At 67.8% G+C, this 16,982-nt stretch carries 16 protein-coding genes; 6 read left to right on the top strand and 10 right to left on the bottom strand.

The features are described from left to right. Positions 1-153: 153 nt before the first annotated feature. Together QFZ83_RS06990 and QFZ83_RS06985 are read left to right on the top strand one after the other, a co-directional pair. The gene (locus tag QFZ83_RS06990) at positions 154-831 is read left to right on the top strand and encodes a heavy metal response regulator transcription factor (RefSeq protein ID WP_013542466.1); all 678 of its coding nucleotides are present in this window, start codon (positions 154-156) and stop codon (positions 829-831) included. Next, entirely contained in the window at positions 828-2,150 is a 1,323-nt protein-coding gene (locus QFZ83_RS06985; RefSeq protein WP_307504292.1) for a heavy metal sensor histidine kinase, read from the top strand. The genes QFZ83_RS06990 and QFZ83_RS06985 overlap by 4 nt, the downstream gene beginning before the upstream one ends. Positions 2,151-2,309: 159 nt before the next feature. Here the strand turns inward: QFZ83_RS06985 and QFZ83_RS06980 are convergent, their stop codons facing one another. The 3 genes from QFZ83_RS06980 to QFZ83_RS06970 form a co-directional block, all read right to left on the bottom strand. Continuing rightward, a complete protein-coding gene (locus QFZ83_RS06980; RefSeq protein WP_307504289.1) occupies positions 2,310-3,584 on the bottom strand; it encodes a cation:proton antiporter in 1,275 nt (424 codons plus the stop codon). A gap of 70 nt (positions 3,585-3,654) precedes the next feature. Continuing rightward, positions 3,655-6,183, bottom strand: coding sequence for an ATP-binding protein (locus QFZ83_RS06975; protein WP_307504286.1), 2,529 nt, complete (start codon positions 6,181-6,183; stop codon positions 3,655-3,657). 8 nt (positions 6,184-6,191) lie between these two features. Then, positions 6,192-6,518: a response regulator gene (locus QFZ83_RS06970; protein WP_307504284.1), complete on the bottom strand. Its 327-nt coding sequence runs from the start codon at positions 6,516-6,518 to the stop codon at positions 6,192-6,194. Positions 6,519-6,710: 192 nt separating this feature from the next. Between QFZ83_RS06970 and QFZ83_RS06965 the strand changes: the two genes are divergently transcribed. Continuing rightward, a complete protein-coding gene (locus QFZ83_RS06965; protein ID WP_307504282.1) occupies positions 6,711-7,451 on the top strand; it encodes a response regulator in 741 nt (246 codons plus the stop codon). A gap of 10 nt (positions 7,452-7,461) precedes the next feature. On the opposite strand, the gene QFZ83_RS06960 is transcribed toward QFZ83_RS06965, so the two are convergent. The 4 genes from QFZ83_RS06960 to QFZ83_RS06945 form a co-directional block, all read right to left on the bottom strand. Continuing rightward, complete coding sequence (locus QFZ83_RS06960) at positions 7,462-8,919, bottom strand: YncE family protein (RefSeq protein ID WP_307504278.1); 1,458 nt, start codon at positions 8,917-8,919, stop codon at positions 7,462-7,464. Then, the gene (locus QFZ83_RS06955; RefSeq protein WP_307504276.1) at positions 8,916-9,395 is read right to left on the bottom strand and encodes a DUF305 domain-containing protein; all 480 of its coding nucleotides are present in this window, start codon (positions 9,393-9,395) and stop codon (positions 8,916-8,918) included. The genes QFZ83_RS06960 and QFZ83_RS06955 overlap by 4 nt, the downstream gene beginning before the upstream one ends. After that, positions 9,392-9,874: a hypothetical protein gene (locus QFZ83_RS06950; RefSeq protein WP_307504273.1), complete on the bottom strand. Its 483-nt coding sequence runs from the start codon at positions 9,872-9,874 to the stop codon at positions 9,392-9,394. Before QFZ83_RS06950 ends, QFZ83_RS06955 begins: the two co-directional genes overlap by 4 nt. Positions 9,875-10,110: 236 nt before the next feature. After that, entirely contained in the window at positions 10,111-10,443 is a 333-nt protein-coding gene (locus tag QFZ83_RS06945; RefSeq protein ID WP_307504270.1) for a helix-turn-helix domain-containing protein, read from the bottom strand. Positions 10,444-10,561: 118 nt separating this feature from the next. Here QFZ83_RS06945 and QFZ83_RS06940 point away from each other — a divergent pair, with 118 nt between their 5' ends. Beyond that, positions 10,562-11,140 carry a carboxymuconolactone decarboxylase family protein gene (locus tag QFZ83_RS06940; protein ID WP_307504267.1) on the top strand — a complete coding sequence of 193 codons (579 nt, stop codon included), beginning with the start codon at positions 10,562-10,564 and terminating at the stop codon, positions 11,138-11,140. Positions 11,141-11,144: 4 nt separating this feature from the next. Here the strand turns inward: QFZ83_RS06940 and QFZ83_RS06935 are convergent, their stop codons facing one another. After that, positions 11,145-13,439: a cation-translocating P-type ATPase gene (locus tag QFZ83_RS06935; protein WP_307504265.1), complete on the bottom strand. Its 2,295-nt coding sequence runs from the start codon at positions 13,437-13,439 to the stop codon at positions 11,145-11,147. 71 nt (positions 13,440-13,510) lie between these two features. On the opposite strand from QFZ83_RS06935, the gene cadR reads away from it, so the two are divergent. Next, positions 13,511-13,984, top strand: a complete 474-nt coding sequence (gene cadR / locus QFZ83_RS06930; protein WP_307504262.1) for a Cd(II)/Pb(II)-responsive transcriptional regulator — start codon at positions 13,511-13,513, stop codon at positions 13,982-13,984. A 72-nt stretch (positions 13,985-14,056) separates the two neighbouring features. Here cadR and QFZ83_RS06925 read toward each other — a convergent pair whose 3' ends face one another. Further along, positions 14,057-14,926, bottom strand: coding sequence for an NmrA/HSCARG family protein (locus QFZ83_RS06925; protein WP_307504259.1), 870 nt, complete (start codon positions 14,924-14,926; stop codon positions 14,057-14,059). A 70-nt stretch (positions 14,927-14,996) separates the two neighbouring features. Then, positions 14,997-15,950 carry an NADP-dependent oxidoreductase gene (locus QFZ83_RS06920; RefSeq protein WP_307504256.1) on the bottom strand — a complete coding sequence of 318 codons (954 nt, stop codon included), beginning with the start codon at positions 15,948-15,950 and terminating at the stop codon, positions 14,997-14,999. Between the two features lie 102 nt (positions 15,951-16,052). Here QFZ83_RS06920 and QFZ83_RS06915 point away from each other — a divergent pair, with 102 nt between their 5' ends. Beyond that, a complete protein-coding gene (locus tag QFZ83_RS06915; protein ID WP_307504253.1) occupies positions 16,053-16,928 on the top strand; it encodes a LysR family transcriptional regulator in 876 nt (291 codons plus the stop codon). Positions 16,929-16,982 lie beyond the last annotated feature (54 nt).

The raw sequence follows: 16,982 nt of genomic DNA, 5'->3' as shown, positions 1-16,982 counted from the left end.
AAAGTATATCGACGGGGTGCAGAGCCCCCTCCGCAAAAAGCCCTGCGAACAGAGGGCCCGGCGCAATGTACGACCTGCAGACGGCGCTTCGTCCGTCAATAGGATTACTAAATCGTAACCAGTGTTTTGAGAGCTATTGGGTACGATCCGACAATGAGAATCCTTGTCATAGAAGACGAACCCAAACTGGGCGATTACCTCAAAAAAGGGCTGGAGGAAAACGGATACGTCGTCGACATCGCCCGCGACGGCATCGAGGGCCGATACCTCGCCACCGAGGGAGAGTACGCACTGGTCCTGCTCGACGTGATGCTGCCCGGCATCGACGGCTTCACCGTGCTCCAGGCGATACGCCGCACGAAGAACGTCCCCGTACTGGTGCTTACCGCACGCGACAAGGTCGAAGACCGCGTGCAGGGTCTGCAGCAAGGCGCCGACGATTACCTCGTCAAGCCCTTCTCCTTCTCCGAGTTGCTGGCGCGCGTGCAGGCGCTGCTTCGGCGCGGCAAGGCACAAGATTCCACCGTGCTGCGCCTTGCCGACCTCGAACTCGACATGGCGAGCCGCAAGGTGTTTCGCAACCGCGTGCGGCTCGACCTCACGGCCAAGGAGTTCACCCTGCTGGTGGTGCTGCTGCGCCGGCGCGGCCAGATCCTCTCGCGCACCACGCTCGCCGAGCAGGTCTGGGACATGAACTTCGACAGCGACACCAACGTGGTGGAAGTGGCCATCCGGCGCCTGCGCAGCAAGATCGACGATCCGTTCGAGGTGAAGCTGCTGCACACGGTGCGCGGCATGGGCTACGTGCTGGAAGACCGCTCCTGGGCATGAGCCCGCGCCCGCAATCGATCCAGAGCCGGCTCTCGCTCTGGATCGCCGCGCAGACGATCTTCGGCCTCAGCGTCATCTGCCTGGCCATCTACCTCGTCACCGCCTGGAACTTCGGCGAGAAGCAGGATGACGAACTCGACCAGAAGGCGGTGCTCGTGCAGCACCTGCTGAAGGAGGCCGAGAAAGGCGGCGACCTCGTCTTTCTCAAGCACAAGCTCGACGACTTCTTTTCGCTGCAGGACGACGTGAGCCTGTCGATCTCGCATGCGGGCAAACGCCTCTTCGAATCGCGGCCGACCACCGGTGGCCGCTGGCTGCGCCGCGACCTGACGGTGCCCTGGCAGCAAGGCGGGCTGACAACCGACCTGCAGGTGCAGCTCGGCGTGAACGTGGCGCAGGAAGCGCGCCTGCTCGAACGGCTCGCATGGACGCTGCTCGGCGCCGTGGTGCTGGGCACCGCGCTGGTATCGCTCACCGGCATGTGGCTGGTGCGGTGCGGACTGCGTCCGTTGAAAGCGCTTGCCGACCGCACCGCGGCCATGGCGCCGGACAAGGCCAACCAGCCGATCGATGCACTGGCCTTCGCCGAAGAGCTTCGTCCGTGGATCACCCAGTTCAACGCACTGCTGCTGCGCGTGCAGCGGGCCTATGTGCAGCTCGAATCCTTCAACGCCGACGTGGCGCACGAGCTGCGCACGCCGCTCGCCAACCTCATCGGCTCCACCGAACTCGCGCTCACGCGGCAACGCTCCAACGAGGAACTGCAGGGCGTGCTGACCTCCAACCTGGAGGAGATCGGCCGGCTCTCGGGCATCGTCACCGACATGCTGTTTCTCTCCAAGGCCGACCGCGGCACCTCGACGCGCTCGCGCGCCGTCGTGAGCCTCGCGGCGCAGGCGCGCGACGTGATCGACTTCTACGACGCGATGCTCGACGAGGCCGGCTTGAAGGCCGAAGTGGCCGGCGATGCGATGGCCGATGTGGACGCCTCGCTCGTTCGGCGCGCGCTCTCCAACCTGCTGGGCAATGCGATCCGTTTCGCCGCGCCGGCGTCGGCCATTCGCATCGAGCTGAAAGAGGAGCGCGAGGAATTCGTGCTCTCGGTCGTGAACCGCGGGGAGCCGATCGATCCGGCCGCCCTTCCCCGCCTGTTCGAGCGCTTCTACCGCGCCGCGCAGGCCCGCGACGGATCGACCCGGCACCACGGGCTGGGCCTGGCCATCGTCGAGGCCATCGCGCGCATGCACGGCGGACGCGTGTTCGCGTCGAGCGAGGGTGGAGAAACGCGCATCGGCTTCACGGTGCGCCGCAGCGGCTGAGGCAAGGCCACCACAACAGTTCGGGACAAGGCCATCACAACCGTTCGGGTGGAGGCCATCCCAACCGTTCGGGTGGAGGCCATCACCACCGTTCGGGCTGAGCTTGTCGAAGCCTTGCGCGGCGCTTCGACAAGCTCAGCGTGAACGGTTTTTTTCTCTTCAGGGCTTGGCGTGCGCCTCGGCTTCGGCAGGAGGCGCCGCGTCCGCAACAGGTTTTGCCTTGCGGCCGAGGCACAGCGTCATGAGCGGCCCGGTCATCGCAGTGGTGGCGAGCGCCATCACCAGCAGCATCGTGAAGAGCTCGGCACCGATCAGGCCCACGTCGAAACCGATCTTGATGACGATCAGCTCCATCAACCCGCGCGCATTCATCAACGAACCCGTGGCCATGCTGTCGCGCCAGCTGTAGCCCGCTAGACGCGCACCGGCCGCGCCGCCGGCGATCTTGCCGATGGTGGCGACGCCGATGATCAGCAGCATCGCGCCGAGGCTCGTGCCGGTGAAGGCGCTGGCGGTGGTGCCCAGCCCGGCGAGCGCGAAGAACAGCGGCATCAGCACGACGATGGAAATGGGCTCGATGCGCTCGCTCAGCGAGCGCAAGAGGCGGTCGTCGCGCGGCAGACAGGCGCCGAAGAGGAAGGCGCCGAACACCGCATGCAGGTGCAGCCATTCGGTGAGCAGCGCGGTGACCAGCAGGCCGATCATCAGCGAGGCCATCACCGTGGTCGAAGGCTCGCCATCGGGCGCCTTCACGCGCAGCAGCCAGGCAAAGGCCGGCTTCAGGCCGAAGAACAGGAAGGCCAACATCACCACCACGCCGACCGTGATCTTGATGAGCCCCGCATAGCCCTCGCCCGCGCCCACCATCGCCACCACGAAGGCGAGCAGGACCCAGGCGAACACGTCGACCACCGCCGCGGCGCTCAGCGACAGCTGGCCGAAGGAGGTGCGCGTCATGCCGCGGTCCTTCAGGATGCGCGCCATGACGGGAAAGGCCGTGATGGAAAGCGCTGCCGCCATGAAGAGCGCGAACGGCCAGAACGCGACGCCGGCCGGTGCGAGCGTGGGGTACAGCGCCGGCGAGATCGCCAGGCCCAGCGCCAGCGGCACGATCACGCTGAGCACGCCCACGGCGCCGGCCGCCTTGATCTGTGAGCGCATGTTCTGCGAGGACCGAAGCTCCAGCCCGACGACGAACATGAACAGCACCAGCCCCACTGTCGACAGCGACGACAGGCCCTGCAGCAGGTCCTTGGCGAAGAGCTGCGCATGCAGCGAAGGAAAGAGCGCGCCCATCACGGCGGGGCCGAGCATCAGGCCCGCGGCCATCTCGCCCACCACGCTGGGCTGCCCCAGGTAGCGCAGCACCCACCCGCAGAGGCGCGCGGTGGTGAGGATGACGACGAGTTGCAGCAGCAGGGTTGTGACGGACATGGGAGATCGGTTCGGAACGCGAAAGCCGGCGGGGCGTGGCCGCCGATGTTAGTGCCGCACGTAGCCCGGTTCAATCCGGCCGCCTGGCCACCAGGATGCGCGCAAGGCACTCGGCCAGCTCCTGCAGCCCCAGCGGTTTGTGCAGCACCTCTGCCACCCCCGCATCGCGCGCCCGCTGTTCCAGCGCCACGTTGACGTTGCCGCTCACCAGCGCCACCGGCAGCTCCGGGCGCTTCGACCGCAGCAGCCGGGCCAGTTCGCTGCCGGGCATGCCGGGCAGCATCTCGTCGGTGAGCACCGCGTCGAAGCGCCGCGGATCGGCCTCGAACGCGGCCAGCGCGCGCTCGCTGGTGCCGAAGCCCACCGGCTCGTAGCCCAGGCTCGCGAGCAGTTCCTCGGCCAGTTCGAGCAGCGGCTGCTCGTCGTCCACGATCATCACGACCTCGCCGTTGCCGCGCGGGCAGCCGGGCACGGTGTCCAGCGGTGCCTGCGCCGGCCCGCCCTCCGCCGCCTGCCCTTGCAGCACCGGCAGCCACACCGACACGACCGTCGGCCGGCCGTTGCCGGTCGCCACGTCGATCGCGCCGCCGATGTCGGCCACGATGCCGTGCACCACCGAGAGGCCGAGGCCGGTGCCCTCGCCCACCTTCTTGGTGGTGAAGAACGGGTCGAACATGCGCTGCAGCACCTCGGGTGAAATGCCCGGGCCGGTGTCGCCCACATCCAGGCGCACGTACGAACCGGCCGCGATGTCGCCGTGCAGCAGCGCACGCTTTTCTGCGATGTCCACGCGGTCGAGCCTGAGGCTCACCACGCCCACCTCGCTCACCTTGCCCATGGCCTGCACGGCGTTCGTGCAGAGGTTCATCACCACCTGGTAGAGCTGCGTGCCGTCGCCCACCACGGCCGCGCTGCCGGACTGCAGCCGCGCGTCCACGCGCAGGCCCGGCGGCAGCGTGGGCACGAGCATCGAGATCACCTCTTCCACCAGCGCCTGCATGTTGACCGGCACACGCTCGGCGATGCCGCTGCGGCTGAAATCGAGAATCCGCCGCACCAGGAGGCGCGCGCGGGCGCCGGCCTGCATCACGCGGTCGATGTGGCGGCGCATGGCGCTGCCGGCCTCGGCCTGCTGCTGCGCCATTTCGCCGAAGCCGAGGATGGCGCCCAGGATGTTGTTGAAGTCGTGCGCGATGCCGCCCGACAAGGTGCCCAGCGCCTCCAGGCGCTGCGTCTGCTGCAGGCGCGCTTCGAGCCGGGTCTTGTCGGCCTCGGCGAGCTTGCGGTCGCTCACGTCGGTGGCGGCGCCGAAGAGGCGCAGCGCCGCGCCGGCGTCGTCGCGCACGCAGCGGCCGCGCGCGTGAATCCAGCGCCAGTCGCCGTCGGCGTGGCGCACGCGATATTCGAGCTCGACCGCGTGCGTGCGGCCGGCCAGGTGGTCGTCGATGGCGGCCTTGGCGTGCAGCGCGTCCTCGGGGTGCAGGTGCACATGGCGCAACACGTCGGCCGAGGTACCCAGCGGCGCCGACGCATCGACCCCGTGCAGCGCGCGCCACTTGTCGGAGACGAACACCGAGTCTTGTGCGACGTTCCATTCGGCATGGCCTTCGTTCGCGGCCTCCATGGCCATGGCGTAGCGCTCCTCGCTCTGGCGCAGCGCGAGCTCGCCGCGCTCCTGCCGGCGCAACTGGCGCAGGAGGCCGACGATGGTGAGCACCACCAGCAGGATCAAGAGCACCGTGCGGATGCCCGAGCTCCACATCTCGTCGTACCAGGGCCGCAGCGCCTCTTCCTCGTCGCGCATGACGGCCAGGATCAGGGGCCGCTTGCCGACACCCACCGCGGCGATCAGCTTGGGCCGGCCGTCCATCGGGTTGATGGCGCGCGCCACCTTGCCGCCTTCTTTCAGCGCCGCGAGTTCGGGAAAGCTCAGCTTCTTCGCCGGATCGGTGGGCCCCGGCTGGCGCACCACCAGCGTGCCGTCGCTCAGCGTGAGCAGCAGCGAACTGCGGTCGCCGAGCTGGATCGCCGAGTACATGCCTTCCATGTGCTGCAGCGTGACGATGGCGGTGACCACGCCGGCGAACGCGCCGTTCGGCCCGTCGATGCGGCGCGACACCACCAGCCCCGGCATGCCTTCCGTGCGCGTGGTCATGGGCTCACTGATGAAAAGCCCCGTGTCGCGCGAATCGCGCTGCGCGGTGAAGTACGGCCGGTCGGACACGTCGGACAGCGGCCCGCTGGTGTCGCGCGAGCGGTGGCGCTGCATGCCGTGGGCATCGACGACGGTCAGCACGCTCACCTGCGGCACGCCGACCGTGCGCGAGGCCAGGCCCGGCGACACCTCGCCGGGGCCAAAGTCGCCGCTGGCAGCTCCATACCAGCTCGCGGTGTCGCGCAGCACCACATCGACCGCCTGCATGCTGCGCAGCGACTGCTCGGCCAGCGCCTTGGCCAGGTTGCCGAGTTCGCGCTCGTTGGCCAGCATGATCTGCTGGTGCAGCCGCCAGCCGTCGTAGCCCGCCGAACCGATGCACGCGGCGATCAGCAGCACGCCGGCGGCAACGATGCGGCGGCGGAGGCGGTCGGCGGATTTCATGGGGGCAATCAGTGGGCGGTGCCGAGGGTGTCGGCCACGGCCTGCAGCAATTCGCCGCGCGCGCAGGGCTTGGCGACGAGGCGGCGCAGGCCGAGCGCGCGGGCCGGGTTCGAATCGCTGTGCAGGCTGCGACCGAGGCGGGTCGAAAGGCCGATGAGCGCCGCCCGCGGGTAGCCGGCCCGCACGGCGCGCACGGTATCGGCGCCGCCGCCTCGCAAATCGGGCACATCGACAATCACGAGGTCCGCATCGGCACCGCCGGACGCGCCCTGCGCGGGCAGCGCCTGCACTGCGTAGCCCTCGCCCAGCAGCCATTCGCAAATCAGTGTTCGCATGGCGCTATCTTCCTCGATCACTACGACGGTCGGCATGGCCTCTCTCTGTTCGGTGCGGGCGGCGCAAGTTGCCCGCCATGACGCTATTGGCGCTGCTGCACATGCCGCCCTCATGTCGGCCGCGGCGCGGGCATTTCATCTGTAATCCGGCGGTACGCCGCGCGCAGCGAAGTTGCATTACCCTTCGGCTCCATGAGCGCCAGCCACCACATCCTTGTCGTCGACGACGACCCGGCCATCCGCGAACTGATGGCCGAGTACCTCACCGAGAACGAGCTGCGCGTGACCACCGCCGTCTCGGGCGCCGAGATGAAAAAGGCGCTCGCCGAATCGGTCATCGACCTGGTGGTGCTCGACCTGCGCCTGGGCGGCGAAGACGGCATGCACCTGGCGCGCCACCTGCGCGAGAGCAGCGCCATTCCCGTCATCATCGTGACCGGCAAGCGCGACGAGGCCGACCGCGTCATGGGCCTGGAAATCGCGGCCGACGACTACATCACCAAGCCCTTCAGCAACCGCGAGCTGCTCGCGCGCATCCGCGCGGTGCTGCGGCGCTACCAGGTGCAGCGCGACGCCACCGCGGCCGCGCCCGCCAAGGGCGGCACCGAACGGCGGGCCTACCGCTTCGCAGGCTGGGAACTGAACGTGCTGGTGCGCCGCCTCACCGCGCCGGACGGCCGGCGGGTGGAGCTGAGCAACGGCGAATTCAACCTGCTGCTGGCGCTGTGCGAGGCGCCGCAGCGCGTGCTCTCGCGCGACCAGCTGCTCGAGCTTTCGCGCCTGCACGGTGCGGAGGTGTACGACCGGTCGATCGACGTGCAGATCCTGCGCCTCAGGCGAAAGATCGAGGCCGATGCCTCGACGCCGCAGTTCATCCGCACCGAGCGCGGTGCGGGCTACGTGTTCGACACGCAGGTCGACGCGCTGAACTGAAGCAGCAGCTTCAGAGGCCCTGCACCTGTACCGGCTTGCCCGGCAGGCCCGCCACCTGAGGCGCGATCACCAGATAGCGCCGCGAAGCCTCCGCATTCGACTGCACGATCTGCCGGATCGGTCCGATGGCATTCACGATGGCCGAGCCCGCGGGGTTGGTCATGAAGTTGGCGAGCGGCTGCAGTGCGCCGCTGCCGTCAGCCTGCTCCGCGAGCGCCAGCACATAGGGCGACTTCGGCTCGAGCCCCGTCGCAGACGCTTGCAGCACCTGCGTCAAGCCTTGGTCGAACAACGTCACGCTGGTGGGCGCACCCGCCTTGTCGCCCTGCACGGCCGCGAGCGTCAGGTGCGCGGCCTGCCCCGCCACGCCGAGCGGCTGCAGGCCCTGCATGCCATCACCTTCCGGCACCGCATTCGGCACATAGGCAATCGCCTGCGGCGCCTGGCCGATGGGCACTTCGCCCACGACCTTGTTCGTCCCGGTGTCGATGACTGCGAGCGCGTCGGCGTTCTCCAGCCCCACGTAGATGCGCGAGCCGTCGCCCGAAGGCCAGATGCCGTGCGGCAACTTGCCGACCGGGATGGTCGCGACCTGCGAGAAATCGTCGGTGCGGAACACCTTCACCTGGTTGAGCCCACCGACGGTCACATAGGCGAAAGTGCCCTTCTTCGTGGCGGCGAAGTTGACGTGGTTGGTGATCGGCCCGGTGTCGAACGACTTGATCGCCGCGAACGGCGGCGTCGCATCGAACACCATCGTGCGGCCCACGTCCTTGAGGGTGAACCACACCTGCCTGCCATCGGGCGTGGCGGCGATGTTGGGGCAGAACGGGCTGTCCTGCTTCACGCGGCCGACGATCTGTTTCGTCGCGGTGTCGATCACCACGGTCTCGGGGTTGAACGACGAGCACACGTAGCCGTACTTGCCGTCGGGCGAGAAGATCTGCATGCCGGGCCCGGCGGGCGTGACGATGCGGGTCTTTTCCTCGAAGGTGGCCGCATCGATCACCGACACATAGTTCTCGCCACGCACCGTGACCCACACCTCCTTGCCGTCGGGCGTGAAGAAGGCCTCGTGCGGCGAGCGGCCGACGTAGGTCGTGTGCTTGACGGCGTTGGTCGCGGTGTCGATGAAGGTCACCGAGTTCGAGCCGATCGACACGACGGCGAGCGTGCGGTGGTCGGGCGAGAAGCCCATGCCGTGCACCAGCACCTGGCCCTTGTAGAGCGGGCTGAAATTGCCGGGCGACGGATCGCCCAGGCGGATCACGCCCAGCAGCTTGTTGTCGACCGGATCGGTCACCGAGACGGTGTTGGAGAACTGCTCGGCGGCGTAGAGGCGGTCGCGGTGGCTCACCGGAATGTCGGCTGACGCGGCGGCACCGGGGGCCTGGCCTGCATGAGCGAACGAGGTGGCAATAGCGAGCGATGCGCACAGCAGCGCGGCGGCGTGGCGAACGGGGGTCATGGGGTGTCTCTGTGCTCCATGTGCATGCCGGGCATCGTGTGTGGATGCGGCAAGGAATTTGTTGTTGTGTCGGTGGCGGAGAAAAGGCCCTGCGTGGGCGCAGGTGCCGAGGGCGGCAGCGGCTGGCCGAGCGCGAGATGCATCGCGGCGATCTCCTGCTGCTGCTCGACGATGATTTCCTGCGCGATGCGGCGCAGTTGCTCGTTGCGGCCGTAGCGCAACTCGGCCTCTGCCATCTCGATCGCGCCCTGGTGGTGCGGAATCATCATCGCGGCGAAATCGCGATCGACGTCGCCGGAGGGCTTGATCTCCATCGCAGCCATCATCCGGTTCATGGCAGCGTCGTTCTCGGCGGCGAAGGCGGCGGCGATCGAGTCGGCCGCCGCGGGCAGCACGCCCACGGCAGCGACCAGCGCTGCGCCCACGACGGCCGCCAGCGCGATGCCGCGCTTCCGGCGCGGTGTCGTCGCGCTCACTCGCCTGCGCTTTGTGGCGTGGCCATCGCGACGGCGCTGTTCGTCGCCACGGCGTTGCCGCCATGCGCGAGGAAGAACGAGCCGCTGTCTTCGCCGTAGAGCGCGTCGAAGTGACCGCTCTTCTCGGCCGTGGCCAGCTCGGCCTTGACCTCGGCGCGCGGCTCGGTCGACTTGAAGTTGCGCGAGAGATAAGCCGAGCCGCTGTCGGTGGCGACCAGCACGCCGAGCGAGCCGTCGGCCTTGGCCTGTGCCAGTTCGGCCTTCACCTCGGCGCGCGGTTCGCTCGACTGGAAGTGGCGCGACAGGTAGGCCGAGCCGCTGTCTTCGCCCGTCAGTGCAGCCAGTTGGCCGCTGGCCTGGGCCGCCTTCAGTTGCGCGACGACTTCGGCGCGGGTCAGGCTCTGGGCCGAGGCGGTGCCGGCGGCGGTGAGCATCACGGTGGCGGCAAGGGCAGCCATGGCGGCATTGAGTTTCTTCATGATCGTTTCCTTCTAGATGCGCATCTGAAAAAGTAGAAGGGGTCGCCGACAGACACGCGTCCGGCAGGCCCCGAGCCAACACTGGGTGAGTCAGGCACCGGGGGCGGTGCTTGTCTCGGGCTCTACTTTGCAAAGCGCGCGTTGCGCACGAATTGCGCGCGCGGCGCGGCCGATTCAGATGAAGCGGGAACGATTGCAGATGAAATACTCGGCCGTTTTAGCGCTGGCCTTTCGGGCTATTCGAACCAGCGATTGGCCCACTGGTTGAGCGGCGTCAGTCGTTTGACGAGCTCGCCGCCCGCCTCGGTGAGCACGTAGCCCGCGCCCGAGAGCTCCACGATGCCGGCTGCGCGCAACTCCTTAAGCCGGTCGTTCAGTACCGAGGGCGACATGTCCTCCGTGCTCGTGCGCAGCGCCCTGAAGCTCTGCGGCGCGCCATCGCGCAGCTCCCACAGGATGCGCAGCGTGCCCTTGCGGCCCAGTTGCTCCAGCAGCCGCATGATGGGCCGCCGCGCTGCTGCTGCACCCGCGGGCTGCGAGACCGATGCGTCTTCTTCGTTGTTGTCCATGTCGTGCTTTCGGTGATCGGATGGCCGCTGTTGCGCTACGGATTGCGTAGCGATAGACTGCGCCGGATCGCTACGATTTTCGTAGCGATTTCAACGCATTCTACGAAGGATCCCGACCATGACGACTGCCACCATGCCAAGCGCTCGCACGCCTCGCATTCCACCGCTCGAAGCGCCCTTTCCCGAACCGATTGCCGACCTGCTGGCGCGCATGAATCCGCCCGGAAGGCCCGAGATCCTCGCGCTCTTCCGCGTGCTGGCCATCAACCCCGAACTCGCGGAGCGAACGCTGGGGCTGGGTCGCTATCTGCTGGGTCGCAAGGCAGCCGTGAGCCTGCGCGACCGCGAGGTGGTGATCACCCGCGCCTGCGCCCGCTGCGGCGCCGAGTACGAATGGGGCGTGCACGTTGCGGCCTTCGCCGATGCGGCCGGGTTCAGCGCAGTCGACCGGCGCGTGATGGCGTCGGTGATCGAAGACGTGGCACAGCTCGCGCCGCGCGACCGGCTGCTGGTGCAGATGGTCGACCAGCTGCACGACCGCAGCGACATCGACGACGCGCTCTGGCAATCGCTCGGCGAACACTGGAGCCATGCGCAACTGATCGAGCTGATGATGATCGCGGGTTGGTACCACGCGGTGAGCTACGTGTGCAATGCGGCGCGCGTGCCGCTGGAGAAATGGGCGACGCGCTGGTAGCGCCTCAGCCCTTCTCGCTTCGCATCAACCGCAGCCCGTTCGCCACCACCAGGAGGCTCGCGCCCATGTCCGCGAACACCGCCATCCACATCGTCGCGCTGCCGAACACCGCGAGCACGAAGAACACGCCCTTGATGCCGAGTGCCAGCGTGATGTTCTGCCACAGCACCGCATGCGCGCGGCGCGAGAGGCGGATGGTCTCGGGAATGCGGCGCAGGTCGTCGTTCATGATGACCACGTCGGCCGCTTCCATCGCGGTGTCGGTGCCCGCGCCGCCCATGGCGAAACCGATGTCGGCCTGCGCGAGCGCCGGTGCATCGTTGATGCCGTCGCCGGTCATCGCCACCGCGCCATAGCGTTCCTGCATCGCCTTGATGGCGCCGAGCTTTTCCTCGGGCAGCAGGTTGCCGCGCACGTCCTCGATGCCGGCGTGGCCGCCGATGGTCCTGGCCGTGGCCGCGTTGTCGCCGGTGAGCATCACGGGCACGACGCCGAGGGCGCGCAGTTCGGCCACTGCGGCTTGCGACGATGCCTTGATCGTGTCGGCCACGGCGAACAGCGCGAGCACGGCTTGGCTTGATGCGAGCAGGGTCACGGTGCGGCCGGCTTCCTCGTGGCGCTTGAGTTCGGCTTCGAGTGCCGGAGTGCACAAGCCCTTCTCTTCGATCAGCCGGTGGTTGCCGAGCATGTAGGTCTGGCCTGAAAGCACGGCCTGCACGCCGCGGCCCGGCAGCGCGGTGAAGTCGCCGACTTCTTCGCGCTGGCCCTTCAGGCCCTCGGCGATGGCCTTCGACACGGGATGGTCCGAGCGGCCCGCGATGCTCGCGGCAATCGCGAACACCGCCGCCTCGTTGGCCGACGCATCGAGCAGGCTGGACTCGACCAGCTTCGGCTTGCCTTCGGTGATGGTGCCCGTCTTGTCGAGCGCCACGGCCTTCAGCTTTCGAGCCTCTTCGAGGTAAGTGCCGCCCTTGATGAGGATGCCGCGCCGCGCGGCCGATGCGAGCGCGCTCACCACCGTGACGGGCGTCGAGATCACCAGCGCGCACGGGCAGGCGATGACCAGCAGCACCAGTGCCTTGTAGATGGCCTGCAGCCAGGTCCAGTCCATGAAGAGTGGCGTGAACAGCGCGATCGCCAGCGCCAGCACGAAGACCGCGGGCGTGTAGATGGACGCGAATTTGTCGACGAACCGCTGCGTGGGCGCGCGCGTGCCCTGCGCCTCTTCAACCGCGTGGATGATGCGCGCGAGCGTGGTGTTGGCCGCCACCGCCGTGACGCGGAATTCCAGCGCGGCGGTCTGGTTGATGGTGCCCGCGAAGACCAGGTCGCCCACGGTCTTGTCGACCGGAATGCTTTCGCCCGTGACCGGCGCCTGGTCGATGGCGCTCAGGCCCGCGGTCACCACGCCGTCGAGCGGCACGCGCTCGCCGGGGCGGATGCGTGCGACGGCATCGAGCGCCACGGCGTCGGCCCTCACGGTCTGCCAGCTGCCGTCGGGTTGCTTCACCTCGGCCTGTTCGGGCGCGAGCGCGAGCAGGCTCTGGATCGCATTGCGGGCGCGGTCGACGGCGCGGGCTTCGATCAGCTCGGCAATCGCATAGAGCGCCATCACCATCGCCGCCTCGGGCCACTGGCCGATGACGAAGGCACCGGTCACGGCAACGGCCATCAGCGCGTTGATGTTGAGACGCCCGCGTACCAGTGCGCCGAAGCCCTTCTTGTAGGTATCGAGGCCGGCCAGGCCGATGGCCGCGAGCGCGAGCACCATCTCGGCGGCCATGAAGCCCTTGCCGTCGAGGGCCAGGAAGGAGATCGATTCGGCCGCGATGGCCAGCACCAGTGCGGCGACGAGGCGCGCGAGGCCGGCGCTCATTCCCGCGATGCGTGCAGGGGCGGCCGGGGCAGCCGTGTCGCCGACAGGCTCGGGCTTGAAGCCGGCCTTGCGGATCGCATCGAGCGCCTGGGGCAACGCGCCATCGTCGGCAGTGATGGCCATCGTGCGCTCGCCGAGGCGAAAGCGCAGGCCCTGGATGCCGGCCACCGGTTCGAGGGCGCGGCGGATTTCGGATTCCTCGACCGCGCAGTCCATCGTGGGAATGCGAAAGAGCAAGGCGCCCTTGGGAATGTCGGTGGTGTCTACGGCAGGTGACGAACCGCAGACCGGGTTGCCGCAGCAGGCGGTTTCGGCATGCGCGTGGGCATGGGAGTGCGAAGGTCCGTGCGAGTGATCGTGACCATGGTCGTGGTCGTGATGGAGGGCCGGCGTCACGGGCTTCAAGGCGTTCTGGTTCGTCATGAAAGCAATTGGAAACCCTGAAGCAGGTGTAGAGTCAAACGCTGAATTTCCACTTCTGGATTTGCCGCATCATGAAAATCGGTGAACTCGCCAAGGCCGCGAACACGCCGGTCGAAACCATCCGGTATTACGAGCGCGAGCAGTTGCTGCCCGAGCCCGCGCGCACCGACGGCAACTACCGCATCTACGACGACGAACACGCCCAGCGCCTGGGCTTCATCCGGCGCTGTCGCTCGCTGGACATGACGCTCGACGAGATCCGCAGCCTGCTGAAATTCCGCGATGCGCCGCAGGACGACTGCGGCCAGGTCAACCAGCTGCTCGACGACCACATCGGCCACGTCGCCGCGCGCATCGCGGAACTGAAGACCCTCGAAAAGCAATTGACGGCGCTGCGCCTGCAATGCTGCGGGCCAGAGTCCGCGAATGCCTGCGGCATCCTGCAGGAACTGGACACCGCCGCCCTCGCGCCGGAGACCTTCGGGCAGCACGCGGGGCATGTGCATGGGTCGCTGCACAACACGGCGGGGAAGCGGTCGGGTTGAGGGGGTGAATCCAGGGCGCTGCTTCGGACATTGCCCCGGTGCTCAGCAGCGGCCGGTCGCAAGCCGCTCCGCCTACGCCGCAGCAACAGCCTCCTTGACGAAGTCGGCGTAGTTGCGCAAGGGACGCCCGAGCATGGCCTGCAGGCGATCCGCTGCGCCGTCCGCGCCGTGCATGCCGAACTTCTGGATCCCGGCCATCATCAGGCGCATGTCGTACGCAAGCCAGGACGGTCCCGATGAGGCCATCTGCGCTTCGAAGGCCGCCACGTCGTCGCCGCTGTAAGTCACGTCGCGACCGAGCGCCGCACTCCACAGCTTGGCCACCGATTCGCCGGTCAACCGCTCGGGCCCGACCAGTTCCAGCGTCACGCGCGGCAACGGTGCGGGCGCGCGATCGCGGCGCAGCAATTCGGCGACGGCAACGTCCGCGATGTCTCGCGCATCGATCATCGCGACGCCCGACGAGCCGATCGGCATCGGGTAGATGCAGTAGCCCTGGATCACCTGCTGGACCATGCGATCGTTCTGCATGAAGTAGGCCGGCCGAAGGATGGTCGCGGGGATGTCGAGGCTCTCGATCATTCGCTCGACCGTGTGCTTGCCGGTGAAGTGCGGCACGTCGGTGAACTTGTCCGCATGGATGACCGACAGGTAGACGATGCGCTCGATGCCGGCCTCGCGCGCCAGGCTCAGCGCGACGAGAGCCTGCGTCACTTCATCGGGCGTGACGGCGTTCAGCAGGAACAGCGTGCGCACCGACGACAGTGCCGCGCGCATCGAAGGCACGTCGGTCAGGTCGCCGACGACCTCCTTGACGCCGGCCGGGAAGCTCTGCTTTCCGGGCGTGCGAACGAAGGCGCTGACTTCGGCGCCGGCACTGGCCAGGCCTTGGACGACGAGGGAACCGATGGTGCCGGTGGCACCGGTGACAAGAATGCTCATGGAAAAATCTCCAGGTGGTTGAAGGAAAACGGGTTGAGGGGAAAACAGGGAATGGAGGTCACTCGGTCGATCAGCGCGAGAAGTCCGCAACGACCTTGCCGATGCGCGGATCGGTGCGATTGCGTTCGATGGCCGCGGGGATGTCGTCGAAGCCCACGACTTCGTCGAGCTTCGAGATCAGCGTGCCTTGGGCGATCTCTGCCGCCAGCCGCTCCAGGAGCGCGGTGTCCGGCTGGTTCATGAACCACAGCCCGCGGCGGCCGGCGGGCGTGCGGGCAAGGATGTCTGGCGATGACGTGCCGACGATCGCGCCGTCCTTCTTCAGCACCTGCCACGAGCGATCGAGCACTTCGCCGCCGACGTAGTCGAGCACCAGGTCGATGTCTTGCGCAATCGATTCGAAGCGCTCGGTGCGGTAGTCGATGACGTGGTCCGCGCCCAGGCTGCGAACGTAGTCGAGGTGCGCGGTCGAGGCCGTCGCGAAGACTTCGGCGCCTGCCTGCCTGGCGTACTGCACGGCATAGCCGCCCAGCCCGCCCGCCGCGCCGTGGATCAGGATTCGCTGGCCTGCGGCAATCGGACCTGCGTGGTGCAGGCTTTGCCAGGCTGCCACCGCCGCAACAGGGATGGCGGCCGCGTGCACATCGTCCAGGCCCTGCGGCGTGCGCACGAGCTTCGCCTCGTCGACCGCCACGAACTCGGCATAGGCGCCCAGGCCGCCGAGCGGTCCCATCACACGATCGCCGACGCGAAAACGCGAGGCGCCGGCGCCGAGCGCTTCGACGACGCCGGCCAGTTCGATGCCCAGCACGGCGGGCAGTTGCAGCGGGAACGCGTCCCGGACGAAGCCTTCGCGAATCTTCCAGTCGATGCCGTTCACGCCGGCAGCCCGGACGCGGACCAAGACTTGGCCCTGCCGCCCGGCCGTGGGCCTTGCGATGTCGGCGATCTCGGCGGCGGCAGCGCCGCCATAGGCCCGGATCAGCACAGCGCGTTGCGTGTCGTTGTTGAGGGTGGTGGTCATTTCAGTTTCTCCAGTTGAGTTGCGATGGGTAGAAGATAGGCCGTTGCATTGCTAAAACGAAGACCCGAAAATGAAGACACCTCGTTTCAAATTCGGAACACCATGGACCTGAATGCATTGAGCGACTTCGCGCTTGTCGCCATGAACGGCGGGCTCGGCAAAGCAAGCCGCGCGAGCGGCAGATCGAAGGCGACGCTGTCCCGGCGCATCGCCGACCTGGAAGAGCAACTCGGCGTGCGGCTCATCGAGCGCAGCGCCCGCGGGCTCAAGCTCACGGAGGCCGGGCAGATGCTGATGGACCGCACCGAAGGACCGATGCACGAAGTGGCCGACGCCATGACGTCCGCGCGCGAGGGCTTGTCGGTGCCGCGCGGGCGCTTGCGTGTCGCTTCGCCGGTGCTGTTCTCGCAGCTCGCGATGGGCCGCATCTCCGCCGAGTTCTGCACCGCCTACCCGGAGGTCAGCTGCGAGGTGGTGGCGGACGATCGCCTGGTCGACCTCGTCGAGGAGCAGTTCGATGCTGCGATCCGGATCAATCCAGCGCCGGACAGCAGCCTCGTGGGCCGGTGCTTTGCCAAGGACCGGCTGGTGGTCGTGGCCGCGCCCTCGGTGCCCATGCCGAAACCAGGCAAGGTAAGCCCGGTTCCCGGCATCGTTTCAACGAGCTTTCAAGACGGGAACTGGACGCTCGACGACGGACGCCTGGTCCTGGAGCCGATCCCGCGGCTGAGGCTTTCGTCGTTCCTGATGATTCGCGACGCTGCTATCGCCGGTGCGGGCGCTGCCCTGATACCGCAGTCCATTGCGTGGAACCAGTTGACGCGCGGAGAACTGGTTCAGTGGGGCATGGTTTCAGGCGCGGAGGTCGCGCTCTGGGTGCTGCATACATCGAGGCGACTGCCGGCGCCGAAGGTTCGGGCGTTCGTCGACTTCATGTGCGCGCAGTATCCGCAGGGGTCGCTGGTACTGAACGGCTAACAGACGGCAGGTTGCACTGGCTCGTCCTTCACCCGTGTTCGTTGTCGAGCGGGA

It is taken from the genome of Variovorax sp. W1I1 (assembly GCF_030815625.1).
GTDB classification, from domain to species: domain Bacteria; phylum Pseudomonadota; class Gammaproteobacteria; order Burkholderiales; family Burkholderiaceae_C; genus Variovorax; species Variovorax paradoxus_C.
The sequence above is the reverse complement of the archived record's forward strand: the minus strand, read 5'-3'. Positions and strand labels throughout refer to the sequence as shown.

What these genes read in the sequence shown, in the direction of transcription:
- QFZ83_RS06990 (WP_013542466.1), top strand. Translation starts at nt 154, where the DNA reads ATGAGAATCCTTGTCATAGAAGACGAACCCAAACTGGGCGATTACCTC.
- QFZ83_RS06985 (WP_307504292.1), top strand. Translation starts at nt 828, where the DNA reads ATGAGCCCGCGCCCGCAATCGATCCAGAGCCGGCTCTCGCTCTGGATC.
- QFZ83_RS06980 (WP_307504289.1), bottom strand. Translation starts at nt 3,584, where the DNA reads ATGTCCGTCACAACCCTGCTGCTGCAACTCGTCGTCATCCTCACCACC.
- QFZ83_RS06975 (WP_307504286.1), bottom strand. Translation starts at nt 6,183, where the DNA reads ATGAAATCCGCCGACCGCCTCCGCCGCCGCATCGTTGCCGCCGGCGTG.
- QFZ83_RS06970 (WP_307504284.1), bottom strand. Translation starts at nt 6,518, where the DNA reads ATGCGAACACTGATTTGCGAATGGCTGCTGGGCGAGGGCTACGCAGTG.
- QFZ83_RS06965 (WP_307504282.1), top strand. Translation starts at nt 6,711, where the DNA reads ATGAGCGCCAGCCACCACATCCTTGTCGTCGACGACGACCCGGCCATC.
- QFZ83_RS06960 (WP_307504278.1), bottom strand. Translation starts at nt 8,919, where the DNA reads ATGACCCCCGTTCGCCACGCCGCCGCGCTGCTGTGCGCATCGCTCGCT.
- QFZ83_RS06950 (WP_307504273.1), bottom strand. Translation starts at nt 9,874, where the DNA reads ATGAAGAAACTCAATGCCGCCATGGCTGCCCTTGCCGCCACCGTGATG.
- QFZ83_RS06945 (WP_307504270.1), bottom strand. Translation starts at nt 10,443, where the DNA reads ATGGACAACAACGAAGAAGACGCATCGGTCTCGCAGCCCGCGGGTGCA.
- QFZ83_RS06940 (WP_307504267.1), top strand. Translation starts at nt 10,562, where the DNA reads ATGACGACTGCCACCATGCCAAGCGCTCGCACGCCTCGCATTCCACCG.
- QFZ83_RS06935 (WP_307504265.1), bottom strand. Translation starts at nt 13,439, where the DNA reads ATGACGAACCAGAACGCCTTGAAGCCCGTGACGCCGGCCCTCCATCAC.
- cadR (WP_307504262.1), top strand. Translation starts at nt 13,511, where the DNA reads ATGAAAATCGGTGAACTCGCCAAGGCCGCGAACACGCCGGTCGAAACC.
- QFZ83_RS06925 (WP_307504259.1), bottom strand. Translation starts at nt 14,926, where the DNA reads ATGAGCATTCTTGTCACCGGTGCCACCGGCACCATCGGTTCCCTCGTC.
- QFZ83_RS06920 (WP_307504256.1), bottom strand. Translation starts at nt 15,950, where the DNA reads ATGACCACCACCCTCAACAACGACACGCAACGCGCTGTGCTGATCCGG.
- QFZ83_RS06915 (WP_307504253.1), top strand. Translation starts at nt 16,053, where the DNA reads ATGGACCTGAATGCATTGAGCGACTTCGCGCTTGTCGCCATGAACGGC.